The organism is Pseudomonas sp. H1_A03, from assembly GCF_054685145.1.
Window position 1 is genome coordinate 1591604 of sequence record NZ_CP162829.1, and the last position, 16737, is coordinate 1608340.

Sequence of the window (16737 nt, forward strand, 5' to 3'; positions counted from 1 at the left end):
CGGGTGGGAGCGGTCATTCGTCGTCGCCACTTTGGTTGGCGAAGTTCAGGCCGTGCTTGCGCAGTTTGTCGTGCAAGGTTTTGCGCGGTACGCCCAAGGCTTCGGCCAGGCTACGCATAGAGCTGTGCGGGCGGGTCAGTTCGGCGGCGATCAGGCTTTTTTCGAACTGCTCGACTTGCTCGCTGAGGCCGCCTGGCGTGGAGGTCAGGACACCGGCCGATGGATTGTCCGGTGTGTTATCCAGCGCCAGTTCCAGGCCCAGGGCGAAGCGTTCGGCAGCGTTTTGTAGCTCGCGCACGTTGCCCGGCCAGCTATGACGCAGCAGCAGCGCGCGCTGGCCCGGTTGCAGCTCGTGCAGCGGCAGGCCGTGGCGGCTGCTGGCTTCATCGGCAAAATGCTGGAACAGCATCAGCGCATCTTCACCGCGCTCACGCAGCGGTGGAATACGCAGCGGCGCGACGTTGAGGCGGTAATACAAGTCGGCACGGAAACGGCCCTGGTCGGCGGACTGGCGCAGGTCTTCCTTGGTCGCGGCGATGATGCGGATATCCAGCGGTATCAGCTGATTGCCGCCCAAGCGCTCGACGACGCGCTCCTGCAACAGGCGCAAGAGTTTGACCTGTACATCCAGGCTCATGCTTTCGATTTCATCGAGGAATAAAGTACCGCCGTTGGCAAATTCGAATTTACCGATCCGGCGTTTCTGTGCGCCGGTAAACGCGCCGGGTTCATGGCCGAACAGCTCGCTTTCCACCACGGATTCGGCCAAAGCGCCTGCGTTGATCGCCACAAACGGACCGCTGCGGCGGCTCGACAGGTCATGCAGCGCGCGCGCCACCACTTCTTTGCCGGCGCCGGTTTCGCCGAGGATCAGCACATCGGCTCTGGTCGCCGCCAGTGCACCGATCTGTTCGCGCAGGCGCAGCATTTGTGGCGAGTGCCCCACCAGGCGTGTGCTCAATTGCTGGCGGTCGCTGAGGGCCAGGCGCAGGCTGCGGTTGTCCAGCACCAGGCGGCGCAAGGCCAGGGCGCGGCGCACGCTGTCGAGCAAGGCATCGCTGGCGAAGGGCTTTTCGAGGAAGTCATACGCCCCGGCGCGCATGGCTTGCACCGCCAGCGGTACATCGCCGTGGCCGGTGATCAGCAGCACCGGCAGGTCCGGGTCCTGGCCGTGCAGTTCGGCGAGCAGCTCCAGGCCGTCCATGCCGGGCATGCGGATGTCGCTGACCACCACGCCCGGCCAATCCCGCGACAGGCGCGCGGTAAGGCCGGTGGCTTCGCCCAGGGTCAGGACTTTCAGCCCGGCCAGGTCCAGGGTCTGGCACAGGGCCTGACGCAGGTGTGGATCGTCGTCGATCAACACCACCTGAATCTGGTTATCGATACTCATACACTGCGGTCCTCGGACGGTTGCAGACTGACGCCCGGCGAGCCGGCACGCAATTTCAAGGTTAACAGCGCGCCGCCTTCCTTGTGGTTGGCAAACAGCAGTTCACCGCCAAAGGCGCGCATCAGGGTTTCACAGATCGCCAGCCCCAACCCCAGGCCCTGGGTGCGGGTCTTGGTGGTATAGAACGGCTCGCTGGCGCGGCCCAGGGCCTCCATGCAAAAGCCCGGTCCGTTGTCGCGAATGTACAGGTTGACGCCCTGCTCGGTGGTTTCGGCACTCAGCCAGAGTTTGCGCGGCGGGCCTTTTTCGGTGAGGGCGTCGAGGGCGTTGGCCAGCAGGTTGCCGAGCACCTGGCGTAACCGGGTTTCGCCGGCCTGTACCCACAATGTTGCCTCCGGCAGATCGCGGATCAGCTCCACTTCCATCGACCGACGCCGCTTGGCCAGCAAGGCCAGCGCATCGTCCAGTGCCGGTTGCAGGGCTACGCTTTCGGGCGCATGCCGGTCGCGACGGGCAAAGGCGCGCAAGTGGGCAATGATCGAGGCCATGCGCCCGGTCAGTTCGCTGATCAGCTTGAGGTTGCCCCGCGCGTCGCTGGTGCGCTCGTGGTCGAGCAGGATTTCGGCGTTTTCCGCATAGCTGCGAATCGCTGCCAAAGGCTGGTTGAGTTCGTGGCTGATGCTCGCCGACATGGTGCCCAGCGCCGACAGTTTGCCGGCCTGTACCAGGTCGTCCTGGGCACGCACCAGCTCCTGCTGAGCGTGCTCGCGTTCCAGCACTTCCTGTTTCAGGCGCCGGTTGAGGCCTTCAAGGTCACTGGTCCGTTCGACCACTCGCGCTTCCAGCTCGCGCCGGGCCTTGGCTTCAAAGGCGATGCGTTCCAAGTAATGGCGGCGGCGTTGCATCATCAAGCCCAGTAACAGCATCAACACCAACAGCGTGGCGCCACCCACGGCAACGACCGTGCGTACCGGGCGGTTGATCAACGAACGTGGCGCGAGGATTTCCACGTTCCAGCCGGTCTCGGCGATGGCCGTAGATTGGCGAAGCCAGGCGGTGCTGCTCAGGCTCAGCGGCTGGGGATCGCGGGTGGGGTAGGGCTGGATGGCGATGATGGCCTGGCGTTCTTCAGCCGTCAGCGGCCGGGTGGCACGGAATCGCCACTGTGGCCGCGACGTGAGAATTACCACGCCGTTATGGTCGGTGACCAGCAGTTGTTCCGGGGTGTTGCCCCACAGGCTTTCGGTGTGGTCCAGGTCGACCTTGACCACCAGCACGCCGATGATTTTATCGCCATCGCGCACGGCGGCGGCGAAGAAATAGCCGCGCTTGGCCGACGTGGTGCCCAACCCGAAAAACCGCCCCAGGCGCCCGGCCATGGCTTCGCTGAAGTAGGGGCGGAACGAAAAATTGCGCCCGACAAAGCTGTCTTGTTTATCCCAATTGGAGGCGGCGAGGGTCTTGCCGGAGGTGTCCATCAGGTACATCACCTCCACCCCGGCCTGGGCGGCGACGTCCTTGAGCAGCAGGTTGGCGTTGACCAGGTTGGTGCTGACCTGGGGCGCGCCAAGTGCCGTGCGCAACGCCGGCAGGTCGCCAAGAATTTGTGGCAGTACTTCGTAGCGGTGCAGGGTGCCCAGCAGGTTGGCCACGTACAGGTCGAGGGTCTGGCGATTCTGGCCGGCCAGCTCACTGCGGTAATAACGCTCGGCCAGGTGCTCCAGCGGCCACAGCAGCGGTGCCAGGCACAACGCCAACAGGGCGAGGCTGCGCCAGCGGGGTCTACGCGGGAGGGGTGGAGTCATGGGATTCGTGCGCCTGTGGGTACAGGCGCATTATGCCTAGTGCTGCTCTGCAAGACACTCGCGCAATGCGTCTTGCCACGGCGGTTGGCTGATGTGCCATTGCTGCTGCAGGCGACTGCAATCGAGACGCGAGTTCAATGGGCGCCTGGCTGGCGTCGGGTAGGCGCTGGCAGGGATCGGCTCCAGTTCAGCGCAGGCGTTGCCTTGCTTGCGCAGATGCTCGCCAATCGCCTCGGCAAACCCGAACCACGACGTTTCGCCTCTGGCGGTCAAGTGATAGACACCCCATTCCCCCGGCTCGCCCGCCTGCCAGCGCTCGATCAACCCACGCGTGCTGTGGGCGATGCTGCCGGCCCAGGTTGGCGCGCCGATTTGGTCGGCGACGATGCGCATCTGCGGCTTTTCCTTTAACAGGCGCTGCATGGTCAGCAGGAAGTTCTTGCCGTGGCTGGAGTAGACCCAGCTGGTGCGCAGGATCAAGTATTTGCCGCCAACGGCCGTAATCGCCTGCTCGCCCGCCAGTTTGCTCTGGCCATAGACGCCCAGCGGGTTCGGCGTGTCGGCTTCGGTGTAGGGGTCGGATTTGCTGCCGTCGAACACGTAGTCGGTGGAGTAGTGGATCAACGGGATGCCCAGGGCTTTGGCTTCCTCCGCGAGAACGCCGGGGGCGATGGCGTTGATCGCGAACGCTACGTCCGGCTCGCTTTCAGCTTGATCGACAGCGGTGTGGGCGGCGGCGTTGATGATCAGGTCAGGGCGATGGGCGCGGATTTGCTGGCGGATCTGGTCGGGGTTGGCCAGGTCGAGTTGGTCGCGGCCGAGAACGATGAGATCGCCGAGGTCCTGGAGCCGAAGTTGCAGTTCGCGGGAGACTTGGCCGTGTTGGCCGGTGATCAGGATCTTTAGAGCGGAGGTCATGCGAACAGGTCCGCATCTCTCAGGCTTTTGCCGTTTTGATCCTTGACGGACAAGATCGGCGGGCCGTTGAGTTGCCAATCAATGTTGAGATCAGCATCGTCCCAGCGAATGCATCGCTCTGAAGAGGGGGTATAGTAATCAGTCGTCTTGTAGAGGAATTCAGCGTAATCGCTGAGCACTACAAAACCATGAGCAAATCCCGGTGGAATCCATAGCTGGCGGCTATTATTGGCCGACAACCGCACGCCTGCCCATTTGCCAAAAGCTGGTGAGCTTTGACGTATGTCCACCGCCACGTCCAACACTTCACCTGCGGTCACGCGCACCAATTTGCCTTGGGGATGCTCCACTTGGTAATGGAGTCCGCGCAGGACTCCTTGCTGCGAGCGTGAGTGGTTGTCCTGCACGAACTGCTGTTGTAACCCGGTAGCTTTCGCGAAGTCCCGGGCATTGAAACTTTCATAGAAAAAACCGCGTTCATCGCCAAATACCTTCGGCTCGATGATTAATACACCGGGCAACTCAGTGGCGGATACATTCATATGGATTATCCCCTGCAAGGGTGAGCAAGTATTTACCATAGCCGGTCTTGCCAAAATATTTGGCCCGCTCCAGCAAATACTCACGATTAATCCAGCGATTCTGATAAGCGATTTCTTCCAGGCATGCCACTTTCAGGCCCTGACGATGTTCAATCGTCTGTACATAAAGTGAGGCCTCTAGAAGGCTGTCGTGAGTTCCTGTATCGAGCCAGGCGAAGCCTCGGCCGAATCGTTCCACATGAAGGTCGCCGCGCTTGAGGTAGGCGTTATTAACATCCGTAATCTCAAGCTCACCCCGGTGTGAGGGTTTGACCGCTTTGGCGATTTCGATCACGTCGTTGTCGTAGAAGTAAAGACCGGTCACGGCATAGGGTGACTTTGGCTTGAGAGGCTTTTCTTCGATGGAGAGGGCCCGGCCTTCCTTGTCGAAATCAATCACGCCAAAACGCTCCGGGTCCTTGACCCAGTAACCGAATACCGTGGCACCGGAGGGCCTTTTAGCTGCTGCACGTAGTTGGTCGCCGAAATACGAACCATGGAAAATGTTGTCGCCCAAGATCAGGCAAACCGGATCATCCCCGATGAACTCTTCGCCAATAATAAAGGCCTGCGCCAGGCCATCGGGAGATGGCTGTTCTGCATAGCTGAACCGTACGCCAAACTGACTGCCATCCCCGAGCAGATTGCGGTACTGCGGCAAATCCGCCGGGGTGGAAATCACCAGGATGTCCTTGATTCCCGCCAGCATCAGCACCGAGATCGGGTAATAGATCATCGGTTTGTCATACACCGGCAGCAGTTGTTTGGACACGCCCAAGGTAATGGGGTGCAAACGGGTACCTGAGCCCCCCGCCAATACGATTCCCTTCATCATGCAATCAGATCCTTCATGTCGGTATTGCCCAATCGTTCACCCTGATAACTGCCGTCTTGGACCCTGCGGCACCACTCCAGATTTTCGAGGTACCACTGCACAGTCTTGCGCAAGCCGCTCTCAAAGGTTTCCTCAGGAACCCAGCCTAGCTCACGTTCGATCTTGCTGGCGTCAATTGCGTAACGCTGATCGTGACCCGGTCGATCCTTCACGAAGGTGATCAGGTCGGTAAATTTCCCTACACCTGTCGGGCGTTGCGGTGCCAGCTCTTCCAGCAGGTCGCAGATACCACGCACCACATCAATGTTCTTCTGCTCGTTATGGCCGCCGATATTGTAGGTCTCGCCTACCATGCCCTCTGTCACCACTTTGAGCAGGGCGCGGGCGTGGTCTTCGACGAACAGCCAGTCGCGTACCTGTAAACCATTACCATAGACCGGTAGCGGCTTGCCCGCGAGTGCATTCAGTATCACCAGTGGAATCAGCTTCTCGGGGAAGTGGAATGGCCCGTAGTTGTTTGAACAGTTGGTCAGCAATACTGGCAGGCCGTAGGTGCGCTGCCATGCGCGCACCAAGTGGTCGGACGCAGCTTTGCTGGCCGAATAGGGTGAGCTGGGCGCGTACGGCGTAGTCTCGGTGAACAGATCGTCTACGCCATGCAAGTCGCCATACACTTCGTCAGTAGATATGTGATGGAAGCGGAAGGCGCCCTTGGCGGGTTCTGCCAACGTGTGCCAATAAGCACGAGCAGCTTCCAACAGGCTGTAGGTGCCGACGATATTGGTCTGGATAAAGTCCGAGGGCCCGTCAATCGAACGGTCAACATGGGATTCGGCCGCCAGGTGCATGATAGCTTGGGGCTCGAAACGCGTCAGTACGGCGCTGACGGTGGCCTGGTCGATAATGTCGGCCTGAACAAACTCATAACGGCTATTGCCCGCGATGCTGCTCAGCGATTCCAGGTTGCCTGCATAAGTGAGCTTGTCCAGATTGAGCACTTCGTGCTCGGTGTGTTGAATCAGGTGGCGAATCAGGGCGGAGCCGATAAAACCAGCACCACCGGTGATGAGAATGCGCATGTCGGAGGGCCTTTTCCTTAGACAGACAGTAAACGAATGGAGCATAGCTTGAGTTGTGCGGTGGGGTGGTGCAAGCGCGGCATGCTTCGGGGGTTGCCTAACCCCCCTGAACAATGGCGATATACACCCCTAAAAAACCGAGGCTACCCTCCATGTTGCTCGCCACCCTGATCCATCGCGCCAGTCTACCCTGCCCGCAAGTTGGCCCCGATCAGGCGGCTCGGCTGCTCGAGGAGCATTACGGCCTGATGGGCACGCTGCACTCGTTGGGGAGCCAGCAGGACCTCAACTACAGAGTCGACAGCCCCCGCGGCCGGTTTGTTCTGAAAATCTGCCGCGGTGACTACGCTGCCGTTGAGCTGCAGGCCCAGCACGCGGCGCTCAATGCCCTGCAGGCCCAAGCCGATGTGCACGTGCCCAAGGTCATCAAGGCCGTGAGCGGTGAAGAGTTGCTGACCCTGACCCTCGACAGCCAAACCCTGCACGTGCGGGTGCTGGACTATATCGATGGCCAGCTGTTGACCCATCAGCCTCATCTGGGCCGCGAGGTAATTGCAGGTTTTGGTGATCTGTGTGGGCGGATGAGCCAAGCGCTGGCGCCGTTCGAACACCCGGGCCTGGAGCGCACGCTGCAATGGGACCCGCGCCATGCCCGGGAGCTGATCACCCATCTGCTGGCAACCCTGGAAAACCTGCCCCACCGCGAAGCACTGGAGCACGTGATCGGGCAGGTCGAAGACCACCTCCGTCCCTTGGCTGATCATCTACCGTGGCAAGCAGTGCACATGGACATCACCGATGACAACGTGGTGTGGCAGCGTGATGCGCAACGTCACTGGCAACTTCAGGGCGTGATCGATTTCGGCGATCTGGTGCACACCTGGCGCATCGCCGATCTGTCAGTGACCTGCGCCGCGTTGCTGCACCATGCCGAAGGTGATCCCTTTGCCATCTTGCCGGCGATACAGGCCTGTCATGCGGTGACACCGTTGCAACACGAAGAATTGCAGGCGCTGTGGTCGCTGATCGTTGCACGGGCGGCGGTGCTGGTGTTGAGCAGCGAGCAGCAGCAACGCCTGGATCCGGATAACAGCTACCTTCTGAAAAACGCCGCACATGAGTGGGAAATTTTCCACGTGGCGACGTCAGTGCCGTTTGAGTTGATGGAGGCGGCGATCCTGGGCTGTGTCGGGCAGGCGTTGGCACCGATTGCCGGCCAAGGCTTCGCGCCCTTGCTACCGGGCCTGGTGGGACGTGAGTTTGCGTTGATCGACCTGGGCGTGCTCAGCCCGCATTTCGAGGCAGGCAACTGGGAGCAGGCGGGTATCGATCAGCGCTTGTTGCAGGATGCAGCTGCCGTGCACGGCCTGGCGGCCAGTCGCTACGGGCAGTACCGCTTGTCGCGTACGCAGCCCGACAGTGCTTATGAACCTGAGACGTTCGCGCTGCACGTCGAGCTGCACGTGCCCCGGGGCACCTCCATCGAGGCTCCGTTTGCGGGCATCGTCCGCCCCGGCGTGAATGGCGAACTGCGTGTGCACAGCAGCGAAGCCAATGTGCGGTTGTGGGGTGCCAAAGCGCTGTTGCAGCCTGGCGCCGCTGTACTCAAGGGGCAGGTGATCGGTGAGGTCGAAGGCCCGCTGACCGTGCAACTGTGCCGTACTGGCTTGCCGGCGCCGCTGTTCTGCACGCCGTCCCGGGCGCAGGCGTGGCAGGCGCTGTGTCCCTCGCCGGCGGCGCTGCTGGGCCTGGCTTGCGACGCAGAGCCCGAGTTGGACTCCGAGGCCTTGCTCGCTCGCCGCGACGCCAGTTTCGCCCGTTCGCAAAAGCACTATTACGTCGACCCGCCGCGCATCGAACGCGGCTGGCGCAACCACCTGATCGACATGCAGGGCCGTTCGTACCTCGACATGCTCAACAACGTGGCAGTGCTGGGCCATGGCCACCCGCGCATGGCGGCGGTGGCGGCGCGCCAGTGGTCGCTGCTCAATACCAACTCACGTTTTCACTATGCGGCGATTGCCGAGTTCTCCGAGCGCTTGCTGGCGCTGGCGCCGGAAGGCATGGACCGCGTGTTCCTGGTCAACAGCGGCACCGAGGCCAATGACCTGGCGATCCGCCTCGCCTGGGCCTACAGTGGTGGCCGCGACATGCTCAGCGTGCTCGAGGCGTACCACGGCTGGTCGGTGGCGGCAGATGCGGTGTCCACCTCGATTGCCGACAACCCCCAGGCGCTGAGCAGTCGCCCGGACTGGGTGCACCCGGTGACCGCGCCCAATACTTATCGAGGTGAGTTCCGCGGGCAGGACAGTGCGCCTGATTACGTACGAAGCGTGGAACACAACCTGGCGAAAATCGCCGCGAGCAAACGCCAACTGGCAGGGTTCATCTGCGAGCCGGTGTACGGCAATGCCGGCGGCATCTCCCTGCCGCCGGGCTATTTGCAGCAGGTGTATGCACTTATCCGCGCCAGGGGCGGCGTGTGCATCGCCGATGAAGTGCAAGTGGGTTACGGCCGTATGGGGCATTTCTTCTGGGGGTTTGAAGAGCAGGGCGTAGTGCCCGATATCATCACCATGGCCAAGGGAATGGGCAACGGCCAGCCGTTGGGGGCGGTGATCACCCGTCGCGAAATCGCCGAGGCGCTGGAGGCTGAGGGGTACTTCTTCTCATCGTCGGGGGGTAGCCCGGTCAGTTGCCGGATCGGCATGGCCGTCTTGGATGTGATGGAGGAAGAAAAGCTGTGGGAAAACGCCCAAGTGGTTGGTGGGCATTTCAAGGCGCGGCTGGAAGAATTGATCGATCGTCATCCATTAGTGGGGGCTGTCCACGGCTCCGGGTTTTATCTCGGCCTGGAATTGGTGCGCGACCGGCACACCCTGGAGCCGGCCACTGAGGAGACCGCCTTGCTATGCGACCGCCTGCGGGAGCTGGGGATCTTTATGCAACCCACGGGGGATTATTTGAACATCCTCAAGATCAAGCCGCCGATGGTCACGTCCAAACGCAGCGTGGATTTCTTTGTCGACATGCTGTCGAAGGTGCTGGACGAACACGCGTAATAATCGATTGTTATCGGTTATTTTCTGTCATCTTCATCTGCTATGAACTTATGTTGCTTTTAAAGCCGATTTATATCCGTTATAAAGTCGGCCTTTACCCCCATTCGGAGTCCTGATCGCCATGACCACCCTGCACAGCACCCCTCGCGCCGATGGCTTCCACATGCCTGCCGAATGGGCGCCACAGACTCAAACCTGGATGATCTGGCCAGAGCGCCCGGACAACTGGCGCCTGGGCGGCAAGCCAGCGCAGGCCGCTCACGTGGCGGTGGCCAAGGCCATCGCACGTTTTGAGCCGGTGACCGTAGCGGTTTCCGCCGGCCAGTACGAAAATGCTCGCGCGCGCCTGGATGTGCCGAATATCCGGGTGCTGGAGATGTCCAGCGATGACGCCTGGGTGCGCGACACCGGGCCGACCTTCGTGATCAACAACAGCGGCGAAGTGCGCGGTGTGAACTGGGACTTCAACGCCTGGGGCGGTTTTGATGGCGGCCTGTATTCGCCGTGGAACCGCGATTCGCAGGTCGGCGGCAAGATCCTCGAGATCGAACGGGCCCCGCGCTATCGCACCGAAGGCTTTGTGCTGGAGGGCGGTTCGATCCATGTTGACGGCGAAGGCACCCTGATCACTACCGAAGAATGCCTGCTCAACCGCAATCGCAACCCGCACTTGGGCCGTGCCGAGATTGAAGCGGTGCTGAGTGCCAACCTGGCTGTGGATAAAATTATCTGGTTGCCAGACGGCCTGTTCAACGACGAAACCGACGGCCATGTGGATAACTTCTGCTGCTACGTGCGCCCGGGCGAAGTGCTGCTGGCCTGGACCGATGACCCGCAAGACCCGAACTACGCACGCTGCCATGCCGCCATGGACGTGCTGCAAAGCAGCACCGATGCCCAGGGTCGCTCGTTCACAGTGCATAAAATGCCGATCCCTGGACCGCTTTACGCGACCGAGGAAGAATGCGCCGGTGTTGATCCGGTTGACGGGACCCAGGAGCGTAATCCGACCGTGCGGTTGGCCGGTTCCTACGTCAACTTCCTGATCGTCAATGGCGGCATCATTGCGCCGAGCTTCGATGACCCGCTGGACAGCGTGGCCAAGACAATCCTGCAGGACCTGTTCCCGCATCACGAAGTGGTGATGGTGCCGGGCCGCGAACTGTTACTGGGTGGCGGTAATATCCATTGCCTGACCCAACAACAGCCAGCCCCGCACAAAAATTGAGTGCACTTGTAACAGTGTCTTGGCGCTAGCCGGGTGCTTCCCGGTTTCAGCGCTAACAGCAAGCCCGCGGCCCCGCAAGGTCGCGGGCTTTTTTGTATCGGCATACCTATAAACACGAAACATTGGCATAGGTCTTGTATCGCTGTTGTCACAGTGGCCCAAGGTGATGACTGCGCAGTTCTGTCATAAACCTTGAGTAAGTTAGCCGCTCACGCAGTAGGAGAGAGCGCTGAAATGAACGCCGATATCAACTCGATGTACACGCGCACGTTCCACCCCTTGAGGGTCAATGGTGACGCGATCCATGCGCTGGGGCTCTGGTTGAAGGAAAACGGTTCGCGACAGATCAGGCAACAGCCTGACTTGCACAGTGTGATGCGTGAACGCTACCCGGCGGGGTTGTTCAGTGAGGACGAAGTGCATGCGTTGTGTGACGTGTTGAATAGCTGAAGCACCACCGAAATCAAATGTGGTAGCTGGCTTGCCTGCGATAGCGGTGTATCAGCCAACTATTCGCTGGCTGGCCCACCGCTTTCGCAGGCAAGCCAGCTCCCACACTGACCGCGTTTTCCTCAGAAACTGTAGGTGCCTGTAACCACCACGCTACGCGGCTCCCCTGGCTGGATCTGCGCCACACTGGTCGCCGACGCATAGTAGGTTTTATCCGCGATGTTGTTCAGCGCCGCCCTTACATCCCACTCCTTCTGACGGAACCCCGCCAACGCATCCCAGCGGCCATAACCCGGTAGCACCACGGTGTTGAGGCTGTCGGCATAACGGTCGCCGACCAGCGTCAGGCCGGTTTCCGCGTACCAGCCCATCTCCGGTTTCCAGGTAATGAACAGGCTGCCGTTACGCTTGGCCACATCGCTGACGCGCTTGCCTTCGAAGCCGTTGTTGTCCTTCTCGACCGTGGCATTCTGCAAGCCCACACCACCGCGTACATACCAGTTTCCGACGATCTTGCCGGTGGCGGTCAACTCCACGCCGCGAGAGCGCTGCAAGCCGCTGAGCAGGGTGATGGTGCGGTCCAGCGGGTCGCTGGTGCGGCGGTTGTAGAGTTCCAGCTCGTACACGGCGAGGGTGGTGCTCAGGCGGTCGTCGAGCCAGTCGCTCTTGACCCCGATTTCCTTCTGCTTGGTCAGCTCAGGGCTCAGGTCGTTGACGCTGCCGGCGGCGTTCGGGGTGATGCCGATCAAGCCGCCGCCCGCAGGGGAGAACGTCTTGCTCCATGAGGCATAGAACGAGTGATGTTCCAACGGCGTCCACACCAGGCCAAAACGCGGGCTGGTGCTGTGGCTTTTGACGGCCTGCTGGGTGTTGAGCAGCTTGTTCTTGGTGTCTACCTCGAAGCGGTCATAACGCAGGCCGGCCAGGATTTGCCACTGGTCATTCAGGCGCAGTTGATCCTGTACATAAATGGCGCGACTGTCGACTTCGGTGTGGTTGTTGCTTTGCAGGCTCATCCGTCCGGTGTGGCTGAGGTTGCGGTTGGGCTGGTTGAGATCCAGGGGCGGCACGACGCGGCCGCCTTGTGCGACGGCCGTGGCGGTATACAGCTTCGGGTCGCGGCGCTGGCTGCCCAGTTCAAGGCCGGTGAGCAAGCGGTGCTCCAGGCCGAAGGTGCTGAAGCCGCCTTCCAGCTCGACGTTGTTGAAGATGTTGAGGGTGGTCAGGTCCTGCTGCCAGCGCTGGCGCGTGACACGGTTGGTCGACGGGGTATAGGCGGTGAGGTAGGTGTTGTCGAAATCGCTGTCGAGCTTGAACACACCCAGGGTCTGGCGCAGTTGCCAGTTGTCGTTGAGCTCATAGGCCAGCTTGGAGCGCAGCGACTGGGTTTTGTCGTCGATGTAGTCGCGGCTGTCGCCGTAGGTGGTGCTGCGGCTCACGTCAGCCGGGCGCCCGTTGACTCCGGGAATGCCACGGTCGGGCGTGCGGTTGTAGCGACTGTATTCGTATTGCACCAGCCAGTTCAGGTCTGGCGTCAGTTGCCAGCTCATGGACGGCGCGAAGAGCTGGCGGTTGCCGCTCACACCGTCGCGAAAGCTGTTGTTGTCCTGGTTACCCATGTTCAGGCGCAGGCTGATGTTATCGGTGGGGTCGGTGCTGAGGTCGGCGTACAAGCTGCGCAAATCATTGCTGCCGCCTTGGGCCTCAATGCTCGACTTGTGTCCGGCAACCGGCAGCTTGCTCACGCGGTTGACGATCCCTCCCTGACCGCCTCGCCCGTAAAGTACTGCCGCCGGCCCCTTGAGCACTTCGATGCGCTCGATGTTATGCAGGTCGCGAATGTATTGGCTGTCGTCACGAATGCCATCCAGGTAGAAGTCATTGCTCGCGTCGAAACCGCGGATGCGCAGGCTGTCGAAACGCGTGTCGGCGCCGCTGCTGACGTTCGGGATGCCGCTCAACGCCTGGCCCAGGTCGTTGGTGCCGTAGGCGCGCAAGCTTTCGGTCTTCACTGAATCGATCGCCTGAGGCACGTAACGCACGGGTGTGGCGGTGCGGGTGGCCGTGCTGGTTTCCTTGACCCGGGGGTCGTCTTCGTCAGCTTCGGCACTGATCGAGGTTTCAGGCAAGGTGGTGGCCGCACAGGCAAAACCGGCAGACAGCAGAACGGAAAGCCCAAGGGTGATGGGCGTCAGGCGAAGGGCAGGCATGAAGGCATGTATCCGAATTGTTTGGGAGGAAAACTGCACGTTAATGGTAATGCTTTGCATTTGCGCGCGTTATCTATTACCAAACGTATCGACTTCTAAATATGTTACGAGATGTGTTTCAAGGGCATTTGAAGGTGTTTTTTTGTCGTTTTCAGAACAGCAATAGGCCTTTGCTTAGAATTATTTCGCCTAAATACAGACGATTCACGAAATTGACACATAGTTCAACGCGCGACTAGGATTGCGCCCAACGCCTGTGGCTCACCGCCATGACTCATCCAATAAAAAAAGGCTCGCGGCCTGTTAAGGCGTCCGCGGGCCTTCTTTTTTCAGGACGCAGTCGATACCAGAAAGCGACATGGGGCCTGGTGTCATAGCGCGTACTCAACCAGAAATAAGGAATACAAAAAAATGTTGAAGCAACGGATGAGTCTGATCGCTCTGGGGATTTTGAGCGCATCGACAGCAATGGCCAACGACCAGGACCAATCCAAGGGTTTTGTTGAAGACAGCCACCTGAATATCGCCGCACGTAATGCCTACATCAGCCGTGACTACAAAAACGGCAAGCAAGACAAAGCCGAATGGGGCCAAGGCTTCATCGGTAAGTTCGAGTCCGGTTTCACCCAAGGCACCGTGGGTGTGGGTGTGGACGTGATCGGCCAATACGCTATCCGTCTGGACGGTGGTCAAGGTCGCGCTGGCGCGGGCGGCATCGACTTCTTCAAACAGGGCAACGGCACTACCAACCCTGATGGCTCGAACAACCCTGGCTCGGCACCCCACGACCTGGCCAAGGGCGGCGCTGCCGTGAAGTTCCGCGTTTCCAACACGGTGCTCAAGTACGGTGATCAGTTCCCGGCTGTGCCTGTGCTTCAGTACGACAACTCCCGTCTGTTGTCGGAAACCTACACCGGTACTTCGATCGTCTCCAAAGAGATCGCCGGTCTGCAACTGGACGCGGGTCACTTCACCAAAGAAGCGCGCAAGAGCATGGAAGGCACCGACAGCGGTCGCCTGAAAAGCATCGACTATATCGGTGGTAGCTACAAATTCACCGAAAGCCTGTCGGCCGCGCTGTATGCCTCCGACATGCAGGACGTGCTGAAGAAGCAATACGTCAACGTCAACTACGTGCTGGCCCTGCCAGAGAAGCAGTCGCTGACATTTGACTTCAACGGCTACAAAACCAAGCTGGACCGCAGCTTCGCCCTGGAAAACCAGAAAGATGCTGACGCCCGCGACAACAAAATCTGGAGCCTGGGCGCCACGTGGGCTGTTGGCCCGCACAGCTTCACCGTCGCTCACCAGCGCAGCACCGGCGACACCGGCTACCTGTATGGCGGCTACCGCAACGCTGGCGGCATCGGCGACGGTGGCAACACCATCCTGCTGGCCAACTCCTACTGGTCTGACTTCAATGGCAAGGATGAGCGTTCGTGGCAACTTGGCTACGGCATCGACTTCGCCACCTTCGGCGTACCGGGCCTGACCTACAACGTGGCCTACGTGCGCGGTACCAATATCGACGACGGCACCAACCGTGGCGATGGCACTGAGCGCGAAATCTGGAACCAGTTCAAGTACGTGGTCCAGAGCGGTCCAGCCAAAGACCTGAGCCTGCGTGCTCGCGCCTCGTGGCTGCGCGTTTCCAACAACGTTGACCAGTACAACGTAGGCGGTAACGAAATCCGTCTGTTCGCCGACTACCCGATCAACGTTTTCTAATTGATCCGGCGTCGCGCCTGATGCCAGGCGATAAAAAGCCCCGACCTGTTCGGGGTTTTTTTATGTGCGCCCGGCAGTCCTTTTGCGCCTCAGGCACAAGCTTTATGCCCACAAACGTTGCGCAGATCCCTTTTCAGGAGCGCTGTACACCATTTTTTAAAAGCACTGACAAGGCGGGACGTCTGAAAAAACGGATAGCAGGTAAGTGGCAAAAATTTCGCCTAACCCAATCGACGTTAACCGCGTTTAAACACCCGAATATGAGTCAATTAAATGACGGTGATTTAAAGTCGCCTACCGTCTGGCGGCATAAAAGACGATATGTTGACAGTTTCTCCCGGATCTAACATGATCGGCGGCGTTTTGATGGCTTCAAGCCATTAAACTGACATCATTGCACCAAGCGGGCTGAGGGATTTGTCAGTCTGTGCTGGGCCTTAATCGTGCCACCGTTAGCGGACTGCCTATATGAAATCTCCGCTTGAGTCGTCAGGAAGAACCTCCATGGATGTTAAGCGAGTTTTGATTACCGGTGGTGCAGGCTTTATTGGCTCGCATTTGGTAGAGGCCTTGCTGGGCAAGGGTTACAGCATTCGTGTGCTGGATAACCTGTCGACCGGCAAGACGAGCAATTTGCCTATCGGGAATCCGCATTTGGATGTCGTCGTGGGTGACGTTGCAGACACGGCGGTGGTCGAGCAAGCCATGCAGGGATGCCATGCTGTGGTTCACCTGGCAGCAGTGGCATCGGTGCAGGCGTCGGTGGACGATCCTGTCGCTACCCACCAGAGCAATTTCGTCGGCACGCTCAATGTGTGCCAAGCCATGCTGAAGGCGGGTGTGAAGCGTGTGGTATTCGCTTCCAGCGCTGCAGTCTATGGCAACAACGGCGAAGGCACGGCCATTGAAGAAGACACCCCCAAGTCTCCCCTGACGCCTTACGCGTGCGACAAGCTGGCCAGTGAGTATTACCTGGACTTCTATCGTCGTGAACATGGCCTGGAGCCGGTGATCTTTCGCTTCTTCAATATCTTTGGCCCACGCCAGGACCCGTCCTCTCCGTACTCGGGTGTGATCAGTATCTTCAGCCAGCGGGCAATCGCCAAGCAGCCGATTACCGTATTCGGTGACGGTGGGCAAACGCGCGATTTTGTCTACGTGCAAGATCTGGTGAGCATTCTCGTGCAGGCCGTGGAGGCCCGCGAGGCAGCCTCTGGTGCGGTCAATGTCGGGTTCAGCCGCGCGACCAGTTTGAACGACCTGATCAGCGAGCTGGGTGGTGCGACCGGTACGGCGCTGACGGTGACGCATCAGGCGCAACGCCAAGGCGATATTCGTCATTCCCGCGCGGATAACACGCGCTTGCTGCAACGCTACGTGCTCTCGGAACCGACGTCCGTGGGCCAGGGGTTGGCACAGCTGCTTCGCAGTTTGTAACCCTCCGGTCACCT

Annotated in this window: 12 protein-coding genes; 5 read left to right on the top strand and 7 right to left on the bottom strand. The window is 60.1% G+C overall.

Translation table 11 applies throughout. From position 1 onward, the window contains the following. Window positions 1–13: 13 nt before the first annotated feature. The 6 genes from AB4O35_RS07415 to rfbB are packed head-to-tail and all read right to left on the bottom strand — an operon-like array spanning window position 14 to window position 6608. A complete protein-coding gene (locus AB4O35_RS07415; protein WP_049710567.1) occupies window positions 14–1390 on the bottom strand; it encodes a sigma-54-dependent transcriptional regulator in 1377 nt (458 codons plus the stop codon). Further along, on the bottom strand, window positions 1387–3195 hold the full coding sequence (locus AB4O35_RS07420) for a sensor histidine kinase (RefSeq protein ID WP_065879770.1): 1809 nt from the start codon (window positions 3193–3195) through the stop codon (window positions 1387–1389). The genes AB4O35_RS07415 and AB4O35_RS07420 overlap by 4 nt, the downstream gene beginning before the upstream one ends. A gap of 36 nt (window positions 3196–3231) precedes the next feature. Continuing rightward, window positions 3232–4113, bottom strand: coding sequence for a dTDP-4-dehydrorhamnose reductase (gene rfbD / locus AB4O35_RS07425; protein WP_065945602.1), 882 nt, complete (start codon window positions 4111–4113; stop codon window positions 3232–3234). After that, window positions 4110–4655: a dTDP-4-dehydrorhamnose 3,5-epimerase gene (gene rfbC / locus AB4O35_RS07430; protein ID WP_065875813.1), complete on the bottom strand. Its 546-nt coding sequence runs from the start codon at window positions 4653–4655 to the stop codon at window positions 4110–4112. Before rfbC ends, rfbD begins: the two co-directional genes overlap by 4 nt. Then, entirely contained in the window at window positions 4636–5529 is an 894-nt protein-coding gene (gene rfbA, locus AB4O35_RS07435) for a glucose-1-phosphate thymidylyltransferase RfbA (protein ID WP_065875811.1), read from the bottom strand. The genes rfbC and rfbA overlap by 20 nt, the downstream gene beginning before the upstream one ends. Continuing rightward, window positions 5526–6608 (bottom strand): dTDP-glucose 4,6-dehydratase, encoded by a 1083-nt coding sequence (gene rfbB / locus AB4O35_RS07440; RefSeq protein WP_065910777.1) that lies wholly within the window; start codon window positions 6606–6608, stop codon window positions 5526–5528. The genes rfbA and rfbB overlap by 4 nt, the downstream gene beginning before the upstream one ends. A 152-nt stretch (window positions 6609–6760) precedes the next feature. On the opposite strand from rfbB, the gene AB4O35_RS07445 reads away from it, so the two are divergent. The 3 genes from AB4O35_RS07445 to AB4O35_RS07455 all read left to right on the top strand — a co-directional run bounded on the left by AB4O35_RS07445 (window position 6761) and on the right by AB4O35_RS07455 (window position 11348). Beyond that, window positions 6761–9670 (top strand): aminotransferase, encoded by a 2910-nt coding sequence (locus AB4O35_RS07445; protein WP_065875809.1) that lies wholly within the window; start codon window positions 6761–6763, stop codon window positions 9668–9670. Between the two features lie 121 nt (window positions 9671–9791). Further along, complete coding sequence (gene aguA, locus AB4O35_RS07450; RefSeq protein ID WP_065945601.1) at window positions 9792–10898, top strand: agmatine deiminase; 1107 nt, start codon at window positions 9792–9794, stop codon at window positions 10896–10898. 234 nt (window positions 10899–11132) lie between these two features. Beyond that, entirely contained in the window at window positions 11133–11348 is a 216-nt protein-coding gene (locus tag AB4O35_RS07455; protein ID WP_065875806.1) for a hypothetical protein, read from the top strand. A gap of 122 nt (window positions 11349–11470) precedes the next feature. Here AB4O35_RS07455 and AB4O35_RS07460 read toward each other — a convergent pair whose 3' ends face one another. Further along, window positions 11471–13558, bottom strand: a complete 2088-nt coding sequence (locus tag AB4O35_RS07460; protein WP_065875914.1) for a TonB-dependent receptor — start codon at window positions 13556–13558, stop codon at window positions 11471–11473. A 411-nt stretch (window positions 13559–13969) separates the two neighbouring features. On the opposite strand from AB4O35_RS07460, the gene AB4O35_RS07465 reads away from it, so the two are divergent. Together AB4O35_RS07465 and AB4O35_RS07470 are read left to right on the top strand one after the other, a co-directional pair. Further along, window positions 13970–15286 carry an OprD family porin gene (locus AB4O35_RS07465; RefSeq protein ID WP_065875805.1) on the top strand — a complete coding sequence of 439 codons (1317 nt, stop codon included), beginning with the start codon at window positions 13970–13972 and terminating at the stop codon, window positions 15284–15286. A 504-nt stretch (window positions 15287–15790) separates the two neighbouring features. Further along, complete coding sequence (locus tag AB4O35_RS07470) at window positions 15791–16723, top strand: NAD-dependent epimerase/dehydratase family protein (RefSeq protein ID WP_065875803.1); 933 nt, start codon at window positions 15791–15793, stop codon at window positions 16721–16723. Window positions 16724–16737: the final 14 nt, after the last annotated feature.